The sequence below is a fragment of the Chryseobacterium artocarpi genome, assembly GCF_001684975.1.
GTDB classification, from domain to species: Bacteria; Bacteroidota; Bacteroidia; order Flavobacteriales; family Weeksellaceae; genus Chryseobacterium; species Chryseobacterium artocarpi.
The window spans coordinates 647,570-672,241 of sequence record NZ_MAYH01000001.1 but is presented as its reverse complement, the minus strand read 5'-3'; the positions used below and the strand labels follow the sequence as shown (position 1 = coordinate 672,241).

Below are 24,672 nucleotides of genomic sequence, written 5' to 3'. Positions count from 1 at the left end.
TTATTTTTTAATCTGTTTCTTAACCTCTTTTGCTTCTGCAACAATTTCAGGGAAATCCTTATAGTTCGCAATAATCTGGTCACATGTATAACTTGCCTGATAATTATCCTTCAGCCCGATATAGTTCTTAGCCATCAATACCAATGCCTTAGCTCCCCAAAACTCTTCAGAGGCATAATTATTGGCAAGTTTAAAGATCGTCTCATTGGAAGATTTGAATGCTTTTCCTTTATTCTGATAATAAGCTTTTGCATATAGTGCTTCCGCTGCTACAGAAGTATTGGATGATTTTTCAAGAGATGTATAAGCTGTCTGAGCATCTTTATCTTTTCCTGAATTCATCAAGCTTCTCGCCTTAATCACTTTTGCTGTTTCAATCACAGCTGCTGAGTTTTTAGAGTTTGCGATCACGGCATTAGCAAGCTTTTCAGCTTCAGAGAAATTCTTTTCTTCCGCGTACAGTTTCATCAGCTCAACGTTTGCATAGTTTTTAATGCTGATATTAGAAGAGTTTCTGATCCCTTCAAGATATTTTTTAGCTTCAGCAGTATTTCCCTGTGCAATAAAGATTTGAGCCAGACGAGTCTGAGCATCATCCTGATAATCGTTTTGTACTCCTGCTACTTCCTGTAACACAAGAAGTGCTTTTGTTGAATTATTGGTTTGATAATAACTTTCCCCAAGCTCGTATTTAGCCTGATAAAGCCCCTCTCCTGTCGGATTTTGAGTCAGATACTTTTCATAGTAAGAAATTGCATTCTTGTAGTCTTTCTTCGCAAAATATTGTTTTCCGGTAGAAAGGTTGATTTCATCTATTTCAGAAGCATCTACATTTACACCAATATTTCTTGCAAAGTTTTCATATCCTGAAACGTCTCCGTTTTTCGTGAAAATAGGTTTTGCAGCCTGAACTATTTTTGAAGCGTATGCTGTATTTTTATACTGCTCGCCTAAAGATTTCAGTTCAGAAAGAGCCTTGTCATTCTGGTTCTGATCAATATAATTCTGTGCTCTGTAAATAGAGGCATTAGCAATCAGATCTTTGTCTGAAGAACCTTTAATTACTTTTCCGAAGTAATCATTGGAGTTCGTAAAATCATCCTGAGCAGCATACGCTGTTCCTATTTCATATTGAGCATCATCATAATATTCCGAGCTTGGATACTTTGATAACAGATTTTTAAGGTTATTGATTTTTGCCTGAGTATCCCCTTTAAATCCTAAAGCCATTGCCTTTTGATATAAAGTATAATCCGTGGCATCTTCATTTTTATCATAGATAGCAATTGCTTCGTTCAGATCATTATTGGCGTAATGAGTATCTGCTAAACGAAGTTCTGCATCATTTTTAAACTCTGGTTTTGGATTTGTAAGATACTGTTTGAAGTAAGTTGCTGCCTGATCGAACTTTTTAGCTTTGAAATAAGCATATCCTAAATCATAAGGCAACTGCTGCTTTTCAGGGAAAGTTTCATTAAGAAGTTTTTCATAACGAGCAATTGCAGACGGATAATTACCTTTTTGGTAATATACCTGAGCCAGCCAATACAAAGCTCTGCTGTTGAATTCTTTATTAATATTAAAGCCTAAACTTCTTAAGAAATATTTTTCAGCTTCATCATAATTTCCTTTGTTGAACTCTTCTGTTCCCAAAAGGTAAGAAACTTCCTGATCTACTTTATTGATATCAGGAGTTGAACTTTGCAATTTGTCGATTGCATTCAATGTTTCCTTATAATTCCCGGAATACAAGTATGATTTTACTAATAATGACCTCATTTCCGAAGCATTGGCTGCATTCTGATCATTATTAATATAGCTTTGAATAACAGATGACGGATTTTCAAACGGGTTACCGATATCATATCCTAATTTTGCATACTGTTCATGGGCAAGTCTTTTCACTTTTGCATCATAATCCATCTGATAAGAAGAACGGAATGCTGAAAGTGCTTCCTGCTTTTTATCAACAGCCAGATATGCATTTCCTAATTGATAATAAGCATTCTGCGCCAATGCAGAATTACTGTTAAGAAGCTGATTATAGTAAGAAACGGCTTCATCATATTTTTTAAGCTGAGCCGCTACAAATCCCATTTCATAAAGATCGTTTTCAGAAGGGTTCTGCTGTACATTCAGATAATCCTTTAAGTGTGGATAAGCCGAAGTATAATCATTCTTCATGAAATAACTTTCACCGATGATCTTGTGAACCTCTGCTTTATAGGATTCTGAAATATTTTCATTCAGTAAAGCATTTCCTTCAGAGATCGCCTTATCATAATTCTTATCATTATAATACATCTGTACATAGTAAGGACGTACTAGTCTTGAGAATTTGTCCTGATCTTTAATGGAATCAAAATATTGGAAAGCCTTATCATTCTGCCTGTTGCTATAGTACAAATGCCCAAGCATATAAGCAATATCTCCTTTTTGAGACTGATCAGCTGTTTTATAAGCCTCTTCAAGAGCATCAATAGCTCCTTTAGAGTCACCCGTCATAAACTTGGCGTATCCCAATTTCAGAATATACTGTGTATTCTCTTCTTTTGAAAGCTGGTATTGATTCACTTTCTTCAGAGTTTCCAAAGCCTTGTCAAAGTCTTTTTTTGCTAAATAGTAATCCGCCAAAGGAAGATTAGCCTGCGCAAAATAAGCAGAATTCGGGTACTCTTTCATGAAAGCTGTCAATCCTTCCTCAGCGTGATTTTTTTGGAGAATAACTCCTATCACATTGTCAAAAAACTGAGCCGCTTCCTTTTTCGAACGAGACAGATTCTGATTGTAGAAATATTGTCTTGCGTATTCGTATTGGGAAGCGTTGTATATTTTTGTCTGGTAAAGATTTTCAGCTAGATTGAATCTATAATTTTCTTTCTGTGTAAAATATTGGGACTGTTGGGCATCGGTAATTCCGAAATAAATAACAGCCGCCGCTAAAAGTATTTTTTTTGATTTCATTCTTCTTGATATAAGAAAATTAGTCTAAATATATCAACGAAAGTATTGAAAACTTATTGCTTAAACAAGTCTGTGAAGGGAGTTTAAGGAAAAATATAGAAAATTTAGCTATTTTTTAACATACTTTTGTAATTATCATTACATTTGTTTTTTTTCAAATCAAATATAGTTATTGAATGAGTCAACTTTTTAGAAGAAAAATCTATTCGGATACAGATACGTCAACAGGACTTTTAAGAGTTTTAGGTGTATGGGACATTGTATTTTTTGGTATTGCGGCGATAATAGGAGCAGGAAGTTTTAGTAGTTTGGGAGAAGCTGTTTTCAGAGGCGGTCCCGGTGTTATCCTTCTATATTTGATTTGTGGTTTTGCCTGTGGATTCACGGCTTTATGCTATGCTGAATTTGCCAGCAGAATTCCTACAGCAGGCTCTGCGTATACGTATGCTTATGCCAGTTTCGGGGAACTTATTGCCTGGATCATCGGCTGGGCACTGATTATGGAATATTCCTTTGGAAACATCTATGTTGCCTTTTCCTGGTCAGATTACTTCACAAGTTTTCTGGGACGTTTGGGAATGCATATTCCGGATTACCTAACCTGCAGTTATACAGAAGCGAAGAAAGCCTTTTTAAATGGTTCCGAAAATAAAGAACTTTTAAATGCATGGAAAAATGCCCCATTAATCGGGAACTTAAAATTTATTGTAGATGTTCCAGCCTTGGTTATTAATGGTTTAATTACATGGCTTTGTTATGTAGGTGTAAAGGAAAGTAAAAATTTCAACAACTCACTGGTAATCTTAAAATTGGGAGTGATTTTATTGGTTATTTTAGTAGGTTTTGCTTATATCAACACTGATAACTGGACACCAATAAGCCCGGTAACGGGAACTCCTTCATTCATGCCTAATGGCTTTACGGGAGTCATGAGTGCCGTATCAGGAGTTTTCTTTGCTTATATAGGTTTTGATGCCTTAAGTGTACTTTCAGAAGAAACAAAAGACCCACAAAAGACTTTACCTAAAGGGATGATCATCTCCCTTGTATTATGTACTGTGATCTATATTGCTCTTACATTGGTATTAACAGGTATGGTAGATTACAGAAAATTTGATGGCGTGGGAGATCCGCTTTCTTTCATCTTTGAAAAAACCAATGCGAATGTTGCATGGATGGAACTTGTAGTTTCATTTGTGGCAATTGTGGCAATTACTACTGTATTATTAGTGTTCCAAATGGGACAGCCAAGAATTTGGTACGCAATGAGCCGTGATGGATTAATGCCTCAGAAATTCCTTAAAATTCATCCAAAATATAAAACGCCTTCTTTTGCTACTATCGTTACAGGGATTGTAGTAGGAATTCCGATTTTATTCACAGACAAAACATTCATTCTTGATTTTACAAGTATCGGAACTATTTTCGCTTTTGTATTGGTATGTGCGGGAGTTCTTGTACTTCCTGCAAAAGAAAAGATCAAAGGAAGATTTCACCTGCCTTATATCAATGGTAAGTTTATCTTCCCTGTTGTTTTCATCGGTGGATTGATTGCTTTCTATTTCTGGCAGCCGGAGTTTTTCCAAACATTAATGAACTGGGGAGATCCTAAAGAAGGTGAATTCAGAGCTTCTATTTTCTTTTTCATTATCCTTAACCTGATTATGTGTGGGGTGGCTTTTGTGAAGAACCTTTCTCTTATTCCACTGGTAGGTCTAAGCTCATGTTTATACCTTCTTACAGGGATGAGCCATGAAAACTGGTTCTGGTTTGGAATGTGGTTCCTGATCGGAATGGTCATCTACTTCTTCTATGGTTATAAGAACAGTAAGCTTGGAAAAGAGTTAAAAAATAATTAAAGCATAATTGCTAACCTTAAAAGGACAAAACTGCAAAAAGTGAATGTTAATTTATCTTTTTACAGTTTTGCCCTTTTTGCTTTTTACACATTTAGAAAATCGGCAAAGTTATTGCTGTAACTCACAGATAAACACCAAACTAACATCACCATGTCTGAAAGAATCAAAACTTACAGTGAATTTTATCAGTTCTACCTTACAGAACACAGTAAAACCGGAACCCGAATTTTCCACTTTATCGGTACACTTCTCGTATTTGTAGTCATCGGATATGTTATCAGCTCAGGAAAAGAAAGATTTCTATGGTATATCCCAATTGTAGGCTATGGATTCGCATGGTTTAGTCATGCCGTTATTGAACGAAATAAACCTGCCACATTCAGGTATCCGCTATGGTCTTTATTCTCTGATTTCAGGTTGTTTTTTGAACTTTTAATTGGTAAGCAGAAGTTTAAAGATACCAATAAGCAACCTCAAGAGCTGCATTAATGTATTCTCTTGAGATTGCTTAAACTTATTCACAATAACTGTTATTGAAAGGAATTTGTAATATTTATGTTTAAATCAAACCATTAAGAATAAGCTTCCTTACCAAAGCAAGAGATCATTTAATCTTAATCCTTAATGGTTTAAAATATGTCTTATTAAGAAGTTAGAATAGTTTCTAATAAGCTTCTAGCACATCATAATAAATTGTATTTAACATCTTTTCCAAATTCGGATCTTTATCTTTAATCGGTTGAGGAATATAACTGGTAAAAGTAATCGTTTTATCACTATTCAAAGTAACCTCCACCTCATCAATAATTGTATCTTTATTTATATAGAACTGAATTCTGTTATCTACAATTTTCCAGAATGATAGAGAAGGTTCAGTAGGAATACAGTTTCCCACACTTCCTTCTATACGGTTATATATTGCAAAACCATCTTCTCTTATTGTATAATTTCTCATTAAAAGGCAGTTGTCAAAATCTTTCTTCTCTTTCTTTTTACCTTCATAAAAGCCCGATTCTTTTAATTTCCAAAATCCTACAACATCTTCTTTTTTAAGCTTCTGTGCAAACCCAAACGAAGCACACATTAAAACCAAGACTGAGGAAAATACAATTCTCATCATTTCTTCTTTTTATTGTTATTATTGTTTTTTTTAACCTCTTTGTCCATTTCCTCCCCAAAATCAATCAATCCTTTGGATAAAGTTGAGGCTGCATCTCCATGTTTCTCTCCTTCACTCCAGACTGCAAAAGCTTTTTCTCGAAGTCCTAAAAGATAATAATAACTTCCTAAAACATTATATCCTTCGGTATCTCCTAAACTTATTATTCTCTTGGAAAGCTGTATCAGTTCCGGATGTGGTTTTAGTTTCTTCTCTTTAACCTTTTCCGGACCGCTTAAAACCCCGGGAGTATATTTCATCATTTTTAATCCGAACGTACTCAGGCATGCCTTAGCCAACCCTTGATTACAAAAGCTTTCACTTGCAATAAGAAGGTCATCGGAAAGTAAAGCATCAAAACCTGTCATATTCTTGGTTTTATCGTAATACCCAGCAAGCAGAGCCGCATTTTTTTGAGCTGCTACAGGATTCTTCCTGTTATTAACCTCATTATCATCCTTTTTACGAATCCAGACACCATCTTTCACCCAATTGGAAATACCAATCAGTTTGTTTTTCTTGATTTTAAAAATAAACACATCCTTATCCGGAAATACAATCAAACTATCATTTCTGGTAAAATAATGTCCATTAGACATTCCTCCTACCATTCTTCCGTTTCCATCAAAATTAAACGAGTGATAAAGTGTTTTGTCTCCTTGTTCCTCAAAATATCCCTGCAAAGCATTGTCTGTTTTTTGAGCAAACATGCTACCGGTTACAAAAACAACAGAAATTAATACGATTAATCTTTTCATTAATTCAAATTCATTTTTCTTTCCTTTAAAATATAAAGTCCGGAAGCCTCAATCATACTCTTTAATTTTACTATAAAACTGAATATAATTTGGACTTTTTTCTATCTCTATAATTTACTGACCTCCAATATTTCTGAGCCAAATATCATTATATAGAATATATTATCCCCAGTGACATCGTTTATTGGAAACTCCAAATTAAATGATTAAAAAACTAAAAAACAATACCGGAAATCCGCTAATTCGGAAAAACTTCGGCATGGTAATTGCGAGGTATGGTTTTAAAATCAAGTTTATGAAAAGTATAGCAACAATTCTAAAAGGGGCAGCACCTGCATTAGCATTATTTGCAATGACACAATGTACAACTACTGCCGGGGTATCCGCAGCTGATGAAAAAACATTCATCGTAGGACCACAAACAGCAGACTGTACAGGAGTAGCTCCGATGAAATGTCTGCAGGTAAAAGAAAAGGCATCGGAAGACTGGACCAACTTCTACACAAACATTGAAGGATTTACTTACGAACCGGGATACGAATATGTATTAAAGGTAAAAACAGAAAAAATCGCCAATCCTCCGGCTGATGGTTCGTCTATCAAATACACATTGGTAAAGCAGGTTTCCAAAACTAAAAAAGAGGGAATCGCAGCGAATGAAAAAACGCTTATCATAGGTGCTGAAACCTTAGATTGCTCAGCAGGAGCTGGACGTATGAAATGTATGCAGGTGAAGGAAAATGCTTCTGATAACTGGACAAATTTCTACAGCAATATCGAAGGATTTACTTATGAGCCAGGATACGAATATGTTCTGAAAGTGAAAACAGAAAAAATCGCTAATCCACCGGCAGATGCTTCATCTATTAAGTACACGTTGGTAGAACAGGTTTCTAAAACAAAGAAATAAAAATAAAAAAGCTACAGAAATTTCTGTAGCTTTTTTATTTTATGGTTAGGAAGCCTGAAGCTGGATGCTGGAAGTAATGACAGACAGTAAACTTATCTTTATCAATTTGCATAGATGTTAGCCAAAAAAGCTTATAAAAAGAGTTTCATCACTACTTTCGACAACCATAACTTCCGGCATCCAGCTTCCCTGCTTCCTTTCTCTCTAATATCCCGATTCTTTTTGTGGTGGCTCAGGATACTTTCCTTTGGTTGCCTCTCCTACTGTATTTGCTGTAGTCATTGCTACAACAAGATCGTTCAGCATTCCGCTCGCAGCAGTAGGTGAATTGGGAAGAAGTACCAGATTACTTCGGTTACTTGCTCCTACAGAATGTAAAGTATCATAATGCTGTGTTACCACGATAAGTGCAGAAGCTTCATGGGAATTGATGTCTACGTTATTTAGCATTCTTACTGATTCTTCAAGTCCTTTTGCAATTTCTCTTCTTTGATCTGCAATCCCCTGCCCTTGTAATTTTTTCGATTCAGCTTCGGCTTTTGCAACTGCCACAATTCTGATCCTTTGAGCTTCAGATTCATATTCTGCTGCTGTTTTTTCTCGTTCTGCAGCATTGATTCGGTTCATAGCATGTTTTACCTGCTCATCCGGATCAATATCTGTGACCAAGGCTTTAATAATATCATATCCGTAACTATTCATCGCTTCCTGTAATTCACTTTTTACGGCAACGGCAATATCATCTTTTCTTACGAAAACATCATCTAATTTCAGTTTTGGAACTTCTGCACGCACTACGTCAAAAACGAATGAAGTTATTTGATTTTCAGGGTTTTCTAAACGATAAAAAGCATCTCCAACCTGATTCCTTATTACCTGATACTGAACAGAAATCTTCATTTTTATGAAAACGTTGTCCAGTGTTTTAGTATCAATCATTACATCTAATTGCTGGATTCTAAGATTAAGTCTTTTAGCAATCTGATCTATGATTGGAAGTTTAAGATGAAGCCCGGAGTGTTTTACCGCCTGGAATTTTCCAAAACGTTCAATAATGGCTGCCGTCTCCTGCTTAACTACAAAAAACGAAGCGAATAAAATGATTAACCCGAGGATAATGACGGGTGCCAGAAAAATACCCATAGTTTAGTTTTTATATTGATTAGCATAAAGATAATACTTTAGTTTTAAATCAAGTATATTTACGACATAAACTAATACCCGTTATTAATGTTTGCTTTGGCAGCCTGTAACTTAAAAAAAAGAGGAACCAACAGCCGTATCATCAAAAATATTATTTTTGAATTCACAAACGATGAAGTTATTGTGAAAGCCGTTGATTCTACATTTTATGATATCACCACAGAGTATCCGCGATACAATTTTCATTTCAAAAAGTCCTTTAAACTTTAAAATTATACCGTCATCCCGATCTCTATTCCTTTTATTTTTCTATAAAGGTCTGTTGCATAATTATCTGTCATTCCGGAAACGAAATCAATGATTCCCAATACTTTCTGATAATCTGTTCCGTTATCATATACAAACTGTCTTGGAAGTAATTTCAGAGCTTTTTTATCGTAAGATTTTCTTTCTTCTTCCGGCTTTAAAATGGATGGAATAAAGTGATCCAGCAATTCATACATTACGTTGTAACCTGCGTTTTCAATTTCCACTACAGCTTTGTGATTGTAAATCTTTTCAATGGAGAAAGATTCTATATCCTGTAAAGCACTGTTCTCAGATTTATAAATATCCAGTAAACCTTTATCAAGATTGCCTGTTAAAATCGTTTCGAAATTCTGCTTATAGCTCTCAAGCGATTTATTGATCAATGCATTGATTGCTTTTGCTCTCAGGTAAGAAATTTTTTCATTTTCGTTGGAAATAGATGCCAGCTTGGTTTTAACCCTGTCGATATCATTACTTTCGGATTTAACCAATTCAAAGAAAAGGTTTTCACAGTCGAAAGTAGAGACTATTCCAAGTCTGTGAGCATCTTCCATGTCAATAATATTATAGCAAATATCATCAGCAGCTTCTACCAGCCATACGAATGGATGTCTTTTGAAAATATGGGGTTCTTCACATTCGGAGATGAGCTGTGTACCTTTTGCAATTTCGAGAAATATATCTTTTTCATTCTGGAAAAACCCGAATTTCTTTCTATGGATGATTCCTTTTTTCTTGGCTACAGCCTCACAAGGATATTTTGCAATACTTGCCAATGTAGAAAAAGTAAGTTGAATTCCTCCTGCATCTTTTCCATTTTGTTGTTGAGCCAATACTCTGATAGCATTCGCATTTCCTTCAAAGTTTACCAGATCCGCCCATTCTTTTTCATTGAATTTTGATTTCAGATCTTTTTCATTTCTCTCGAAATAACTTGCAATCGCATCTTCTCCTGAGTGTCCGAAAGCGGGATTTCCTACGTCATGACAAAGACATGCAGCAGCGATTACATTTCCTAAATTATATAGATAAAAATTCTTTGAATCTTCTGTAAGTTCATTTTTGTAGTCCTCCGCAATAAATTCACCAATAATACTTCCTAAACTTCTTCCCACAGACGACACTTCCAGAGAGTGTGTCAGCCTGTTGTGTACAAATACACTTCCCGGCAAAGGAAAAACCTGAGTTTTGTTCTGGAGTCTTCTGAAAGCAGAAGAGAAGATAATCCTGTCGAAATCTCTTTGAAAATCAGTTCTTGAAGCTTTAGTAGCTGGATTGTTTCCTGTACGTTGATTGGTGAAAATCTGGTTTAAATTCATCATTTTTCAAAATTACTCCAAATTTTAATTTTACGGAATAATATTTATCTATTTATTGAATGCAATATTTTAAGTTTTGGCTAAAGCCGGATGAATTTAGTATGTATTAAAATCAATCTGTTCCTAAAAATCCACCTGCATATTTCGCGAAAAAGTCGGCTTTGTAAACCTCCCCGATCGGAATTTCTGACTCATCAATATATATACTATGATTATCAAATGAATCAATATAATCTGCATTCACTACATATGATTTACTTACCCGGATAAAGGTTGCTTCAGACACTTTCTGATGGATCGTTTTCAGATTCATAGCTGTGATCAGCTTTTGTTGTATTGTATGAATCACAACATAATCTTTGAGCCCTTCTATAAATTTAATATCAGAAAAACTTACTTTGTAAAATCTTCGGTCTGCTTTAATGAATAAAAAGTCAGCAGTGTTGGATTCTATTGTATTTTTTATGGTATCCTTAGATAAAAGTTCAGTGTACAGGATTGCTTTATTAATCGCTTTTTCTAATCTTTGAGAGTCAATTGGTTTTAAAAGGTAATCTACAGCTTCCAGTTCATAACTTTTCAATGCATATTGAGAGTAAGCCGTGGTAAAAATGATCAGTGATCTTTTGGGAAGCATTTCGGCAAATTCCAAGCCTGTTACCATCGGCATTTCAATATCAAGGAAAATAAGATCAACATCATTCTCTTTCAGAAACTCCAGAGCAGACGGCGCATTAGAAAACTCTGCAAGGATATCCATCTTTGAAGTTTCATTGATCAGTGAGCACATTTCTGCTCTCGCTAAGGGCTCATCATCTACTATAATACAGTTCATTACACAGAAATTTTTAAAATTACGGTATACTCTTTATCTTCGGAAATGGTGTTCAACTCGAATTTATCGCTATAAAGAAGTTCCAGTCTTCGTTTAATATTTACCAGCCCTAATCCGCTGCTTTTTTTATCTTTCAAAGAATATCCGGGATCTTTGGAATTTATACAGATAAAACTAAGTTCTTTGTCTTCTACTTTTATATTTATTTTCACATAGGATTCTCCGTCACTGATATTTACACTGTGTTTTACAGCATTTTCTACAAAGGTGGTAAATAAATTCGGAGGAATGAATGTAGTATTTAAAGTTCGCTTATCTGCATCTATATGAATGTCAAAAGAAAAATTTTCACGTCTTATTTTTTCAAGGTTTAAAAAGTTGGACAGAAATTCAATTTCAGATATGAGCAATGTTTTTTCTTCACTGTTTTCGTAAAGCTGATATCGAAGAAATTCTGAAAGCTTCACAATGACAACGGAGGCTTTTTCCGGATCTGTTCTTATAAGCGCTTTTACGTTATTAAGCATATTGAAAAGAAAATGAGGATTGATCTGATTCCTCAGAACATTCAATTCCATATTCAATGTAAGGCTACTCAGCTCATTGATTTTCTTATTATCATTGATCCATTTTTGTAAAAGCTTAACTGTCGTTGTTGTCAGAATAATGGGAATACACATCAAAATCCCTTCATAAATCCCTCCTTTTTCGGTTTCTTTTGGAAAGCTTATCGTTCTAAATTCAGCGAAAACTGAGCGAAAACCATATCCGATGATATTCAATCCCACCACTCCCATGAGAACCAGCAATACCAGGTATGTTATATATCTTGTTCTAAAGAAAAACCTGGGAACCAGCACATAAATATTGATGTAAACCATTGCAATCAATATGGAATACACAAACAACAGGACATAATACTGATACATCCCGGAATACCAATGCCAGAATCTGGAACTGTACAGCAGGAAGAAAAAGAAAATAAGAAATAAAAGGTGTCTGGTATACTTATACCGTTCTTCCACCAGGAAATCCATTGCCAGAGTTTCTTTAAATTTCCATGTGTTGTATTTCATATTATAACAGGATATATCATTCGCAAAAATAGGTAATACAAAAAGTTATACCTATAATATTATACAAAACCTGCATATTATTATACCAACTGATCTTTCCGGATTTCGTATAAAATACAAGCCGTTTTGTATAAAAATAATCTCCGGCTTCTCTATTGTGTATTTCTTTGTATTGTTTAATTAATGTATATGGAATTAGCCGTTTTTGAAGAATTAACTCAGGAAATAACAACGAAATATTTTTTCATGACAGAGTCTCAACAGGAAGAAAAGGTAATACAACTGATCGATCTTCATCATTTCGTTCAATGCCTGGATCATGATATTAAGGTTATCGATTACCTTCATCATTCAATTAATATTATCGAGCAGGATGGGCTTTCGAAAGGAATTCTTTTTTATGATATGAAAAATTCATCATTTCCTGACTGCAACACTTCTGAGGAATTTAAGAAAAGACATGGGCTTTCTGAATTGTGGTTCGTATTTGTGGAAGAAGATTTTTCGGGCGACAGAAACCGTCATTCCGACTTCATCATTGAAAATAGTTTAGAGATTTTTTATGATAAAATATTTCTATTTCATTTTTTCCAGACCAGCATTCATAGGGTAAAGTAAAATGAATGTTTGAAAAAAATCAATGTGTACCCATTTTTGAAAATACATTGATCACAATCACTCCAATTACGATTAAAGCAATTCCTATAATGGCTGGCAAATCAGGAACCTGCTTGAATGCTATAATTCCGATCATTGTTATAAACACAATTCCTACTCCCGACCAAATAGCATAAGTAATTCCTACAGGAATCTGACGAAGGGTTAAACTTAAAAAATAAAAAGCACAAGCGTATCCTACCACAGTAATAATAGAGGGCAATAGTTTTGAAAATTCTTCTGATTTTTTCAGAAATGTAGTTGCTATGATCTCAAATATAATTGCCAAGGCTAGAAAAATATAACTGCGTCCCATGTGATGTATTCTTTCTGCAAAAATAATAAAACCAATTTCTTTATCCTTTATATGATCAAGAATCCGTGTATTGTACATGATATACAAACGGTATAAGGTTTCAATAATTCATTATGGCTAAAGAAGTTTCTTTTTTAATTACATAAAATCTATAGAAAACTGTCATTATTTTCTACTTCTGACACAAAAAATATGTCATACAATCTGACACCTAACAAAAATATTTGTTCAAAAATCATCGTTAGAAATAAATTTTCTTAACATAGAAATCTATTTTACGATAAAAGTTTACATCCAAAAAAAGCACTTTGCCTCAATCCTATGCTTTGCATTATTTATTATTTGTTTTATCAACTCCAATATATAAGCCAGTAAATGATTATCGTTTTCATATTTTTTTAAAGACAGAATAACAAATATATTAATAAATTCACAATAACACATTAACACATTGTAAACAAAAAATCACTTTAAAATTAACCAACACACCCCTAACATACTGATATACATCATGGTGATTTGCTTTGGCACACAATTTGAAAGTTGTAATATTGCAATTGAAAGATTGATAAAAAAAAGTCAAATAATTAAAAATAATACAAAATGGTAACTTATATCGGTATCGCAACATGTTTAGTAGTATTCTCATCATATTTCATGACAGTAAGAAGAGAAAGAAACTAATCATTAAATAATAAAAGCCTATAGCAAAACTATACTAATTATATTGTTTTATGTTTTTACTCTGAGAAATCAGATCGCTCTTTTACCAATGGGGTAAAAGGGCCCAAAAACATAGCAAAAAGATCTTAGTTTCATAACAAATTTTAATATCCAATTAGAGAAGCCAAACTTACGTTTAGCTTCTCTTTTTTTATATTGTCACAAGAGTCTTTTCTTCCCTAGCCAAAACTATATAGTCCTCTATTTTCTGGACCAGCTGTTTATTCCCATTCAGGATTTATATTACATTTAATAAAGCTTTATCTTTGTTTATTTAATTATCATCATGAATCTTTACAATCTCATTATTCAAGATAAAGAACAGGTAAATCTAAACGAAGTATTCCTCAGTAAAAGTAACAGGGATTCCCTTATTCAACTTATCAAAGAAAATACTTACAGCAAAGAACTTCTGGAATACGGTCTTCCTGTAAACAACAAAATCCTCCTTGAAGGAAGTTCAGGCTGCGGTAAAACAATGACAGCAAAAGCCATTGCCACTGCTCTTGGGAAGAATATTATCATTTTAAATTTAAGCAATATCGTTTCATCCCGAATTGGAGAAACATCCCAGAATATAAAAATGATTTTTGATAAAGCCGGAAGAGAGAGGTGCGTTCTTTTTCTTGATGAACTGGATCAGATTGGGAAAGCAAGAGGCAGTGATGATAAGGATGTAGGAGAAATGAGAAGACTGGTAAACACTTTGATCCAGCTTATTGATTACTATCCTGAAAATGCTCTTCTTATCTGTGCAACGAATCATGCCGAAATTATTGATACAGCCATACTGAGACGTTTTCAGCTTAAAATCAATTATGAAATGCCTTCTGTGGAATTTTTGGATGAATTCTATGACACACTACTCGCTCAGTTCCCTGAAGACATGAGAATTATTGAAAGAAAATATTCTATTTCTTTTGCTGAAGCTAAAGATCATGCTTTAACCTCTGTAAAAGCTGCTTTAATACAAAAACTGGAAGCCAAAGAAACCTCACGATAATGAAAGAAGATATCCTTCACAATCTTGAAATCATCAATACCCGGATCAAAAATGCATGCGAAAAAGCAGGAAGAAAACCTGATGAAGTAAAGCTTTTATTGGCAACTAAAACCGTTTCTGCTGAACGTATTAAAGTGGCTATTGAAAACGAACAGGTTTTAATTGCAGAAAACAAAGTACAGGAACTGAAGGAGAAGTATGAAGAATTAAAAGATATTCCACATATCAATCATTTTATAGGACACCTCCAGACCAATAAGATCAAAGATATTCTGAAATACGATGTAACATGTGTTCAGTCTCTTGACCGTCTGGATCTGGCTGAGAAACTGCATCAAAGGCTTTTAGCGGAAAACAAAACCATCGAAGTATTAATCCAGGTGAATACTTCTAATGAAGAAAGTAAATTTGGTGTAGATCCGAAAAATGCTATTGAACTGACCAAGAGAGTTGCCGAATTCTCTACATTAAAAATCAAAGGCTTGATGACCATTGGATTATTCAGTGCGGAAACAGAAAAGGTAAGAAAGTGCTTTAAAATCCTTAAAAATCTTCAGCAGGAAATCATTCTCGAAAATATTCCTAATGTAGAAATGAAAGAACTTTCCATGGGAATGAGTGGTGATCTGGAAACAGCCATTGAAGAAGGAGCAACGATTGTACGGGTAGGAACTGCTGTTTTTGGAGCAAGAATATATCCGGACAGCTATTATTGGAATGAAAAAAATTGACAGAAAAGATAAAAAGCATTCTTATCTCGTTAAAAACATATAAAATTATACTAAATCAATTTCAGTAAACAGCTTAAAAACAGCTTAAAACAGCACTTTTTTTAGTCTACAAATTCGGTATACTTTTTGATCATAAAAAATTAAGAACCAAACAAATACATTTATGATTAAAAAATTACTATCGGGCTGTTTATTAATGACAGTATTATTCTTTTTTTCATGTGAAAAAGAAAACACACAGATGAAAAGTGGAATCTCAATTGAAACGATTTCAATGATAACCGTACTTACTATGGGCGTAGCAATTTTGGTTGCTTACAGCTACAAAAGAAGATAACAAAATAAATATAACGCATAAAGAGTCTCTCAAAGTTTGGGGGACTTTTTATATTTAGATCACAAGGAGAATATATTTAACCAAAAGCATATTGTAGCAATTATTTCTAATATAATTTGTTTATTTTTAGCTAACATTAATTCCCACTTGATTTATTACATAAAAATAGAATGAAAGAGTAAAAAAACTCTTCAAAATGTAATATTTAAGGGATATCAGATGTCCTATTATAAATTAACTCCATGAAAAATTTAAAAGCTGTACTACTTTCATCTTTATTTACATTAACAACAACTTCTTTATACGCTCAGTCATGTGATTGCTCTAAAAATTTCGAATGGGTAAAAAAAACGTTTGAAGTAAATGACGCCGGCTTTGAATACGCGTTAAAACAAAAAGGAAACCAGGCGTACGAAGATCATAACAAAAGAACAGCAGAGAAGGTAAAGACCGCTAAAACATTTACAGAATGTAGCTCTCTTCTTTATGATTGGCTTACCTTTTTCCGTTCGGGGCACATCTCAATAAGACCAATCAACAAACAGGAAACTCAACAAGCTTCTTCTAATCAAAAGTCCGAAAATAAATATTCCGACTGGGAAACATTTCCTATCAATGACAAAGATTTCAAAAATTACCTGGAAAAGGGCAAAATTTCTAACTATGAAGGAATCTGGGAAACGGAACCCTATAAAATTGGAATTAAGAAAAAAGGGAATCAATATATTGGATTTATAATAGAATCCGGCGCAGAAACCTGGACCAAGGGACAGGTAAAGCTTAAGATGAGTGTATCTGACAACAAGATTAATTCTATTTTTTACAAGCGAGATCATTCCGCAGATGAATCTACAGACATAAAATTTATCGGAAAAAACCATTTACAGATTGGTGATTTTACACTTTCAAGGGTTTATCCAAAATTTGAGGACGAACCTCAATACATACAGTATTTTAAATCTATCAGCGCTGATAAGCCTTATATTGAAAAACTTAATGAAACTACACTTTATTTTAGAATTCCATCTTTTCGCGCTTCTGAGAAACAAAAAATAGACAGCGTAATTACAGCAAACAAGGAAAGAATTCTTTCCACTGAAAATCTCATTATCGATATCAGAAACGGAACTGGAGGAAGTGATGCAAGCTACAACCAAATCCTGCCATTAATTTACACCAACCCAATCAGAACAGTAGGCGTAGAATACCTGTCTACTCAGCTGAACAATCAAAGGATGCTGGATTTCATCAATAAGCCTGAATATGGGTTTGATGAAGAAAGTAAAAAGTGGGCAAAAACTTCGTTCGACAGACTGGAGCAGGAACACGGAAAATTTGTAAATCTGAATAAAAGTGTTGTCACCACTACAAAGTATGATACTATTCATCCTTATCCAAAAAATGTAGGAATTATTATCAACCAAGGTAACGGAAGTACTGATGAGCAATTTTTACTGGCAGCGAAACAAAGCAGAAAAGTAAAGCTGTTTGGGACAACTACGTTTGGAGTGCTGGATGTTTCTAATATGTATTATGTTCCTTCGCCTTGCAATGAATTTCAACTAGGATATTCTCTATCAAGAAGTATGCGTATTCCTGACTTTACGATTGACAGCAAAGGTTTACAACCGGATTTCTATTTAGACAGAAGCATACCGTTATATGAATGGACTGAGTATGTAAGCAATGTATTGAATGGCAAGTAATCCTGAAAGAATAGATATAAAAACTAATTGATTTTATAAAAAAAATCCCTCTCAACACTGAGAGGGATTATATATTTAGAAATGTTTCTAATTACATATAAGCTTCGATTGGCTCACAAGTACATACTAAGTTTCTGTCTCCGTAAGCTTCGTCTACTCTTGAAACAGAAGCAAAGAATTTGTGGTCTCTCACCCACTCCAGCGGATAAGCTGCCTTTTCTCTGCTGTATGGTTTATCCCAAGAATCTGAGATTACCAATTGCTCTGTGTGAGGAGCATTTTTTAATACGTTATTTGCCTGATCAGCCTGTCCGTTTGCAATCTCATCAATTTCGTGTTTGATAGAGATTAAAGCTTCTGCAAAACGATCAATTTCTGCTTTGCTTTCAGATTCTGTAGGCTCAATCATTAATGTTCCTGCAACCGGGAAAGAAACTGTAGGAGCATGGAAACCATAATCCATTAATCTCTTCGCTACATCAGCTACTTCAATTCCTAGAGATTTGAACTGACGGAAATCTACGATACATTCGTGAGCTACTCTTCCGTTTTCGTTTGAATATAAGATTGGGAAATGCTCAGCTAAAATTTCTTTAAGATAGTTAGCATTCATGATCGCATGCCCTGTAGCCTTTTTAAGACCATCTGTTCCTAACATTTTAATGTAAGCATAAGAAATGTTAAGAATCAATCCTGAACCGTAAGGTGCAGCAGAAATACCATCAATAGCTTCTTTAGCTCCGATTCTGATATTTGCATTGGAAGGAAGGAATGGTACTAAGTGCTTAGCTACACAGATAGGACCTACTCCAGGACCTCCACCTCCGTGAGGAATTGCGAAAGTTTTGTGAAGGTTTAAGTGACAAACGTCTGCTCCGATGTTTCCTGGACTTGTAAATCCAACCTGAGCGTTCATGTTTGCTCCATCCATATATACCTGTCCTCCGTGTTCGTGGATTAAGTTTGTAATTTCTTTAATGTTAGCATCAAAGAATCCGTAAGTAGATGGATATGTAATCATTACAGCTGATAAATTCGCTGAATGCTGTTCTGTTTTAGCTTTAAGATCTTCGAAATCGATTTCTCCGTTCTCAAGGTTTTTAACAACAACGATCTTCATTCCTGCCATTGCTGCAGAAGCCGGGTTTGTTCCGTGTGCAGACTGAGGAATCAATACTACATTTCTGTGGTGGTCTCCTCTTGAGATATGGTATTCTCTGATCACCATTAATCCTGCATATTCTCCCTGAGCTCCAGAGTTTGGCTGTAATGAAGTTCCTGCAAAACCTGTGATTGTTGCAAGGTCTTTTTCAAGCTCTGCAATCATTTGCTGATATCCTCCTGCCTGATCTACTGGTACAAACGGGTGAACACTTCCCCAATCTGCCCATGATAGTGGCAACATTTCAGTAGCAGCGTTCAGTTTCATAGTACAAGATCCTAGAGAAATCATTGAATGAGTCAATGATAAATCTTTTCTCTCAAGACGCTTGATGTAACGCATCAATTCCGTTTCAGTGTGATATTTGTTGAATACTTCTTCTGTAAGAATTTCATCCTTTCTAAGGTTTTCTTCCGGAATACTGTATCCTTCTTTGATTTCTAGCTTGAAAGTCTGCTTGTCTTTAAACTGAGCGAAAGAAGCCATCAGATAGTTTAATTTCTCTAATGTAGTACTTTCGTTGATCGCAATACTTACAACACCTTCTGTGAAATAGTTAAGGTTAAGTCTGTGATCCAGCATCAATCTTACTAATCTAGCTTTCTCATCTTCACTCATTGTGATTTTCACAGTATCGAAGATTGGCTCTTCTACCACCTGATATCCTAATGCTTTAAGACCGTTTTTCAAAGCATTTGCTTTAAAGTGGATCTGATCAGCGATATAATTTAATCCTTTTGGACCGTGATAAACAGCATACATACCAGCCATTACAGCTAAAAGAACCTGAGCAGTACAGATATTAGAAGTTGCCTTCTCTCTCTTAATATGTTGCTCTCTTGTTTGTAACGCCATTCTTAATGCACGTTTTCCGTACATATCCTGAGAAACACCGATGATTCTTCCAGGAATATCTCTTTTATATTCTTCTCTACAAGCAAAGAATGCGGCGTGAGGACCTCCGTAACCTAATGGAATACCAAATCTCTGTGAAGTTCCTACTGCACAGTCAGCACCCATTTCAGCAGGTGATTTCAATTTCACCAATGCCATCGGATCACAAGCAACAGCTACCTGAAGATCTAATTTTTTGTATTCTACAATGTTCTCTGTGTAGTCCAGAACGATACCGTTTTTACCTGGATATTGTAATAAAACACCATAATAAGATGCATCAAATGCATGAGTTTTGTGATCACCTATAACCACTTCAATTCCTAACCCTTCTGCTTTAGTTTTCAATACAGAGATTGTTTGAGGCAATACAAGATCTGAGATAAAGAACTTGTTTGCTTCTCCTTTCTTCTGATCCTTCGTTCTGTTGTTGAAGAACATATGCATCGCTTCAGCTGCAGCTGTAGACTCATCTAATAGAGAGGCATTAGCAAGACCAAAACCAGTAAGGTCACATACAACAGTCTGGAAATTAAGAAGAGCTTCCAATCTTCCCTGTGCAATTTCAGCCTGATAAGGCGTATATGCAGTATACCAGCTTGGATTTTCAAAAATATTTCTCTGAATTGCTGATGGTAAAAGTGTATTGTGGTATCCGAAACCGATATAGCTTGTATAATCAGTGTTTTTTGATGCCAACTCTTTTGAGTGGTTCAACATTTCGTACTCCGAAAGTGGTTCTGAGATCTCAAGATCTTTTTCTAAACGGATGGAAGAAGGAATGGTCTGAGAAATTAACTCTTCAATACTAGAAACGCCAAGTTTTTCCAACATCGCCTGTTTATCGGCTTCATTAAGAGAAATGTGACGGCTCACAAACTGTTCTGTATTCATTTTTATTTATTAGATTTTGTTTGTAAAAAGATGGGTAAAATTACAATTTTTTACACGATTGTACAACAGTATAAAATTGATGATAATTCACTAAGTCGTCCAGTTGTTTTAAATAGCATCTCTTTTAATAGCCATTGAATAAGGTTTAATATTCTTTAAACAGCAATTGTATTGATTTTATAAATATTATTCAACAATATCATCAATACATTGACAATAAAATAGTGAAATATTCTTCATAAGGATTATAAAGTTTACTAATATTAAAAAGAGAAAAATAAAACCTGAACCAACATTTTAGTAAATAAATTAATCAATATAATGGTAAAATTCAAAGATAAATTCGAGCTGAAAAACCAGTTGACACTGCTATACATCAGGTTTTAAGAATTTTATGAAATTTTATTAATTATATTTATTCTAAATTAATATATTTGCAGCATGAATATGATTGTCCCATTTAAAGTTGCGCCTTTGGCTCCTGTATACTCATTCAAAAACGAAGAGATGTTCTGTGAAAAGAAATCTTGTTGTAAGAAATTCAAGAAAGGGAAAAGATGTAAAAAGTGCCCGGGAAGAAAAAAAATGGCTTAAATAAATTCCTTAATCAGGAAATATAAGGCAATTGCCAAGATAATAACGCCCCAAAAAAGCATAACAATTTTAGGCTGCCCACTTTTGTTAACTACAGTTCTAGGCTGTGGCTTGAACATTTCCTCCACCGAGTTTTTGAATTTGTCAGAATCATTCTCAAAAACTTCTGTAATGGTAATTCCTTGAACTACTGTTTTATGTAACATTGAATTCGTTGCGTGAAGCAAAAGCTGGAATTTTCCATCCTTAAATTCTGTGACCTTAAAGATCCTTTCTCCATAAGGCTTTTCTAATCCGAAAGGCAATACTTTTACCACGTCAGCATTACTTGTCTGCCAACTGATAATAATCTCCTCTCCTTTTTTAGCGTGAATTTTATTTGCCGTAAATGTTTTAATGACTGGTGGAATATTATATCGGAAACTTTTCTGGTGACTTTCCAGATTCTGATCGTAGGAACGCCTTCTCACAGAATCACTCAATGTTTCATATGCTTCCTGAATTTCGCGAAACCGGTCTGCAAAGAAATCGTCATTTTCGTTTTTGTCAGGATGATATTTTAAGGATAACTTTCGATAAGCTTTTTTGATGTCTTCTTCTGAAGCATCCTGGGATATACCGAGAAAATAGTAGTAATCTTTCATTGAACAATACAAAAATAAGGATTTATTTTTCTTTGTGTTTGATCTTTATTCTAAAAATTTAACTGAGGAAAGGTATTGAAACACATTTCCTACAAAGCAATCTTATATGTAATATGTTGGAAAACGCAATGACGCAAAATAATTGATAAACACTATGCTTTAAGACGCAGGGATTTTATCTTCGATAAAATTGAGTATGGCTAAAATATACTTTTAAATTGCCACGGATGCACGAATAAAATAATTCTGCTACTAATAAAACTCATTAGTCAGGTTCTATCAAGTTACTTTCCATAAATCCATTCCTTTGTTGGAATAATCCATGCATCAAGAGCTTTAAATAAAAAGCCATGATTTAACCCTGTATTAAGTTCTATTTCTTTAAAACTCTTTATATCAGATCTTATAAACCGTTCTTCCTTTGACAATGGAACGTGCCCATCATCAGATTTCTCTGTGATAGACAGAATCTTTCCATACAGTCTGAAGTTTTCATCCTTTTCTAAGGAATCATCTTTAAAACTGGCTCCAATAAAAACAAATTTCAGTTCAGGATTTTTCGCATAATAAGAAATATATTGAGCAATATACCCTCCTTGAGAGGTACCTACTACTGCAATATTTTCAGCTTTAATTCCTTTTTTTATCAGTTGATCAATCTGTTTTTTTATTTTTAGAGCATATACAGCAGGATCAGTATTGGGTTTCCTTTTTTCAAAAAGAACAATATTACTACTATCCTTCAACTCATGAAGCATTTTTTCATACTCTACAATACCATATTTTGGGTGCGCCTCATCCCCCGAATGTCCTTCCAAGAATTTATTATGCAGGAAGAAAATATATTGTTTCTGCTTTAATTCAGATTTCTGCCCGTACGTGATGAAAGAAAAAACAGTAAGTATGATAATATAAATATTTTTGAAAGCCATTATAATATTCATTTTAAACAGAAAAACAAATTTAGTATTTAATACTCATATTTTCTATAAACCCGGAGTATCATTCTTCTGCTGAAGGATTTAAATAAAAAAATTCAGGCTCGGGAAGCAAAGCTTCCCGAGCCTGAATTAAACAATTTCAATTTAGTTATTTACTTTCTATGCTTCGCAGATATTCTCTTTTCTGCAACACTTTGATGCAAATTCTTTTTTAAATTTTCCTTTCAGATCCTGATACTCTTCATCATTCATTTCTCTGATCTTATCTGCTAACCCAAAAGGTGATTTTTCTTTAATTCCATATTCATCAAAAATACCTTTGATAAATCTTTTTCTTTGTATTGCTTTTTTAGCAATTAATGCTACACCCACAACGGCTAATGCCCCAAGAGCACCTTTTAATGCTGAATTTTTCATTTTTTCAAAATTTTAAATTTTACTACTTCTTGTTTTTTATATAGACGAATGAATTTTAATTTTACTTTACTACTTCTTTAAAATTTTTAAATTATTCGTTGTTTCTGTTGAAGAATCCGCCGGAACATTTATTTCTCCAGACTTCCTTGAATTTTTCTCTTTCTTCAGGGGACCAGCTTTCCATTTTCTCTCTCATTTTTCTTTCCTTGAAATCTTTCATTCCTTTACCAAAATGAAATCCTCCAAAAAGAATTTTACTTAAAATCAGTATCCCCATCGCCTGCCAGAATGTAATGGATTTAACTCCTAAAATTTCCGGAAGCAGACAATTCCAAAGCAACATGACAATCCATGTAACCGCTAAGAGAATTAATGGTGGACATAACAATAAAAAAATCCAGCCTTTTTTGTGTTTATGATTCATAATTTCTTTTTCTAACTTTTTAAATCTTCGTATAATCTTCTCAATCTGTTTCTCAAATGCTTCACAGCATAATTTTTTCTACTGATGATGGTTTTGATGTTCTCTCCCTGTTCATCGGCGATCTCCTGGAGGGTTTTGTCGTTCAGTTCGTTTTCTACGTAGACCAGCCTTTGTTTTTCGGGAAGTTCATCAAGTGCTTCAAACAGTTTTTTCCAGATCTCATCCTGAAACATCTTTACTTCAGGACCTGCGCTTTCATCCATCAATAAAATATCTTTGATGGAAAAACTTCCGTCTTCATCCTCATAGACAAAATCTTCAAGATTTTCTGTTTTCTTTTTACGGTAACGGTCCGTGATTTTATTCGCCGTTACTCTATACAGCCAGCCTCCTACATTCACAATCTCAGAAAGATTGGTAAGGCTACTGAACTGATACCACACTTCCTGCAGAATATCTTCCGCATCCTCCGTGTTTTTCACTTTAGGACGAATATAAGACATCAGCTTCCCTCCGTAGTTGGAAACGGTCTGCGAGATGATGCTTTCTTTCTCTTTCTGTGGCATTGTTATTTTTTCGACAACCTCCATATTGCTATGACGACTGTACTTTTGGTTTTACTTTAATAAATTTAAAATATTTTTCTGGAATTTTGCATTTTCTTTTATTCATCGGGGTTTTATTCTAGTTGTGATGTCTCAGCAACCCATATTGATTACTCATTCTTTTCAGGAGCTATTTCCTGCTATACGCTCATACTCCTCGCACCTTGCTTTTGCCAATATATGCTGTGGGGTAACCGCTGCTATCAGGGCTAGGAAGAGTTCATTGTTTTATCTGTAGAAGAACTTAATTTATAAAGCGTAGAAGAAGAGACTAAACATATGTGCTATCTGC

Annotated in this window: 21 protein-coding genes; 7 read left to right on the top strand and 14 right to left on the bottom strand. The window is 34.4% G+C overall.

Annotated features, from left to right (window positions below; all coding sequences use genetic code 11):
- A complete protein-coding gene (locus BBI01_RS02890; protein WP_065393168.1) occupies positions 1-2,964 on the bottom strand; it encodes a tetratricopeptide repeat protein in 2,964 nt (987 codons plus the stop codon).
- A 176-nt stretch (positions 2,965-3,140) separates the two neighbouring features.
- Between BBI01_RS02890 and BBI01_RS02885 the strand changes: the two genes are divergently transcribed.
- Both BBI01_RS02885 and BBI01_RS02880 read left to right on the top strand, forming a co-directional pair.
- The gene (locus BBI01_RS02885; RefSeq protein ID WP_065393167.1) at positions 3,141-4,823 is read left to right on the top strand and encodes an APC family permease; all 1,683 of its coding nucleotides are present in this window, start codon (positions 3,141-3,143) and stop codon (positions 4,821-4,823) included.
- A 150-nt stretch (positions 4,824-4,973) separates the two neighbouring features.
- Positions 4,974-5,312: an Mpo1-like protein gene (locus BBI01_RS02880; protein ID WP_065393166.1), complete on the top strand. Its 339-nt coding sequence runs from the start codon at positions 4,974-4,976 to the stop codon at positions 5,310-5,312.
- Between the two features lie 175 nt (positions 5,313-5,487).
- Here BBI01_RS02880 and BBI01_RS02875 read toward each other — a convergent pair whose 3' ends face one another.
- Together BBI01_RS02875 and BBI01_RS02870 are read right to left on the bottom strand one after the other, a co-directional pair.
- The gene (locus BBI01_RS02875) at positions 5,488-5,940 is read right to left on the bottom strand and encodes a lipocalin-like domain-containing protein (protein WP_228393927.1); all 453 of its coding nucleotides are present in this window, start codon (positions 5,938-5,940) and stop codon (positions 5,488-5,490) included.
- A complete protein-coding gene (locus BBI01_RS02870) occupies positions 5,940-6,740 on the bottom strand; it encodes a hypothetical protein (RefSeq protein ID WP_065393164.1) in 801 nt (266 codons plus the stop codon). Before BBI01_RS02870 ends, BBI01_RS02875 begins: the two co-directional genes overlap by 1 nt.
- 295 nt (positions 6,741-7,035) lie before the next feature.
- Here BBI01_RS02870 and BBI01_RS23035 point away from each other — a divergent pair, with 295 nt between their 5' ends.
- Positions 7,036-7,650, top strand: a complete 615-nt coding sequence (locus BBI01_RS23035) for a DUF4377 domain-containing protein (protein ID WP_228393926.1) — start codon at positions 7,036-7,038, stop codon at positions 7,648-7,650.
- 204 nt (positions 7,651-7,854) lie between these two features.
- Here the strand turns inward: BBI01_RS23035 and BBI01_RS02860 are convergent, their stop codons facing one another.
- From BBI01_RS02860 to BBI01_RS02840, 4 genes are all read right to left on the bottom strand, one after another.
- Positions 7,855-8,793, bottom strand: a complete 939-nt coding sequence (locus BBI01_RS02860; RefSeq protein WP_065393163.1) for an SPFH domain-containing protein — start codon at positions 8,791-8,793, stop codon at positions 7,855-7,857.
- Positions 8,794-9,065: 272 nt separating this feature from the next.
- Positions 9,066-10,421, bottom strand: a complete 1,356-nt coding sequence (locus BBI01_RS02850; RefSeq protein WP_065393352.1) for a deoxyguanosinetriphosphate triphosphohydrolase — start codon at positions 10,419-10,421, stop codon at positions 9,066-9,068.
- Positions 10,422-10,533: 112 nt separating this feature from the next.
- On the bottom strand, positions 10,534-11,256 hold the full coding sequence (locus BBI01_RS02845; protein ID WP_065393161.1) for a LytR/AlgR family response regulator transcription factor: 723 nt from the start codon (positions 11,254-11,256) through the stop codon (positions 10,534-10,536).
- Positions 11,256-12,332: a sensor histidine kinase gene (locus tag BBI01_RS02840; RefSeq protein ID WP_065393160.1), complete on the bottom strand. Its 1,077-nt coding sequence runs from the start codon at positions 12,330-12,332 to the stop codon at positions 11,256-11,258. Before BBI01_RS02840 ends, BBI01_RS02845 begins: the two co-directional genes overlap by 1 nt.
- A gap of 189 nt (positions 12,333-12,521) precedes the next feature.
- Between BBI01_RS02840 and BBI01_RS02835 the strand changes: the two genes are divergently transcribed.
- Entirely contained in the window at positions 12,522-12,950 is a 429-nt protein-coding gene (locus tag BBI01_RS02835; protein WP_065393159.1) for a hypothetical protein, read from the top strand.
- A gap of 19 nt (positions 12,951-12,969) precedes the next feature.
- Here the strand turns inward: BBI01_RS02835 and BBI01_RS02830 are convergent, their stop codons facing one another.
- Complete coding sequence (locus BBI01_RS02830) at positions 12,970-13,305, bottom strand: DMT family transporter (protein WP_065393351.1); 336 nt, start codon at positions 13,303-13,305, stop codon at positions 12,970-12,972.
- A gap of 1,009 nt (positions 13,306-14,314) precedes the next feature.
- On the opposite strand from BBI01_RS02830, the gene BBI01_RS02825 reads away from it, so the two are divergent.
- The 3 genes from BBI01_RS02825 (at position 14,315) to BBI01_RS02815 (ending at position 17,805) form a co-directional block, all read left to right on the top strand.
- Positions 14,315-15,031: an AAA family ATPase gene (locus BBI01_RS02825; RefSeq protein WP_065393158.1), complete on the top strand. Its 717-nt coding sequence runs from the start codon at positions 14,315-14,317 to the stop codon at positions 15,029-15,031.
- Positions 15,031-15,762 carry a YggS family pyridoxal phosphate-dependent enzyme gene (locus tag BBI01_RS02820; RefSeq protein WP_065393157.1) on the top strand — a complete coding sequence of 244 codons (732 nt, stop codon included), beginning with the start codon at positions 15,031-15,033 and terminating at the stop codon, positions 15,760-15,762. The genes BBI01_RS02825 and BBI01_RS02820 overlap by 1 nt, the downstream gene beginning before the upstream one ends.
- A 579-nt stretch (positions 15,763-16,341) precedes the next feature.
- Positions 16,342-17,805 carry a S41 family peptidase gene (locus BBI01_RS02815; RefSeq protein WP_065393156.1) on the top strand — a complete coding sequence of 488 codons (1,464 nt, stop codon included), beginning with the start codon at positions 16,342-16,344 and terminating at the stop codon, positions 17,803-17,805.
- Positions 17,806-17,896: 91 nt separating this feature from the next.
- On the opposite strand, the gene gcvP is transcribed toward BBI01_RS02815, so the two are convergent.
- The 6 genes from gcvP to BBI01_RS02785 all read right to left on the bottom strand — a co-directional run bounded on the left by gcvP (position 17,897) and on the right by BBI01_RS02785 (position 24,341).
- A complete protein-coding gene (gcvP, locus tag BBI01_RS02810; protein WP_065393155.1) occupies positions 17,897-20,755 on the bottom strand; it encodes an aminomethyl-transferring glycine dehydrogenase in 2,859 nt (952 codons plus the stop codon).
- 590 nt (positions 20,756-21,345) lie between these two features.
- The gene (locus tag BBI01_RS02805; RefSeq protein ID WP_065393154.1) at positions 21,346-21,993 is read right to left on the bottom strand and encodes a J domain-containing protein; all 648 of its coding nucleotides are present in this window, start codon (positions 21,991-21,993) and stop codon (positions 21,346-21,348) included.
- 284 nt (positions 21,994-22,277) lie between these two features.
- Entirely contained in the window at positions 22,278-22,925 is a 648-nt protein-coding gene (locus tag BBI01_RS02800; protein WP_083189993.1) for an alpha/beta hydrolase family protein, read from the bottom strand.
- Between the two features lie 168 nt (positions 22,926-23,093).
- A complete protein-coding gene (locus tag BBI01_RS02795; RefSeq protein WP_065393152.1) occupies positions 23,094-23,351 on the bottom strand; it encodes a hypothetical protein in 258 nt (85 codons plus the stop codon).
- Positions 23,352-23,442: 91 nt separating this feature from the next.
- Entirely contained in the window at positions 23,443-23,775 is a 333-nt protein-coding gene (locus BBI01_RS02790) for a hypothetical protein (protein ID WP_065393151.1), read from the bottom strand.
- Positions 23,776-23,786: 11 nt separating this feature from the next.
- Complete coding sequence (locus BBI01_RS02785) at positions 23,787-24,341, bottom strand: RNA polymerase sigma factor (RefSeq protein ID WP_228393925.1); 555 nt, start codon at positions 24,339-24,341, stop codon at positions 23,787-23,789.
- Positions 24,342-24,672: the final 331 nt, after the last annotated feature.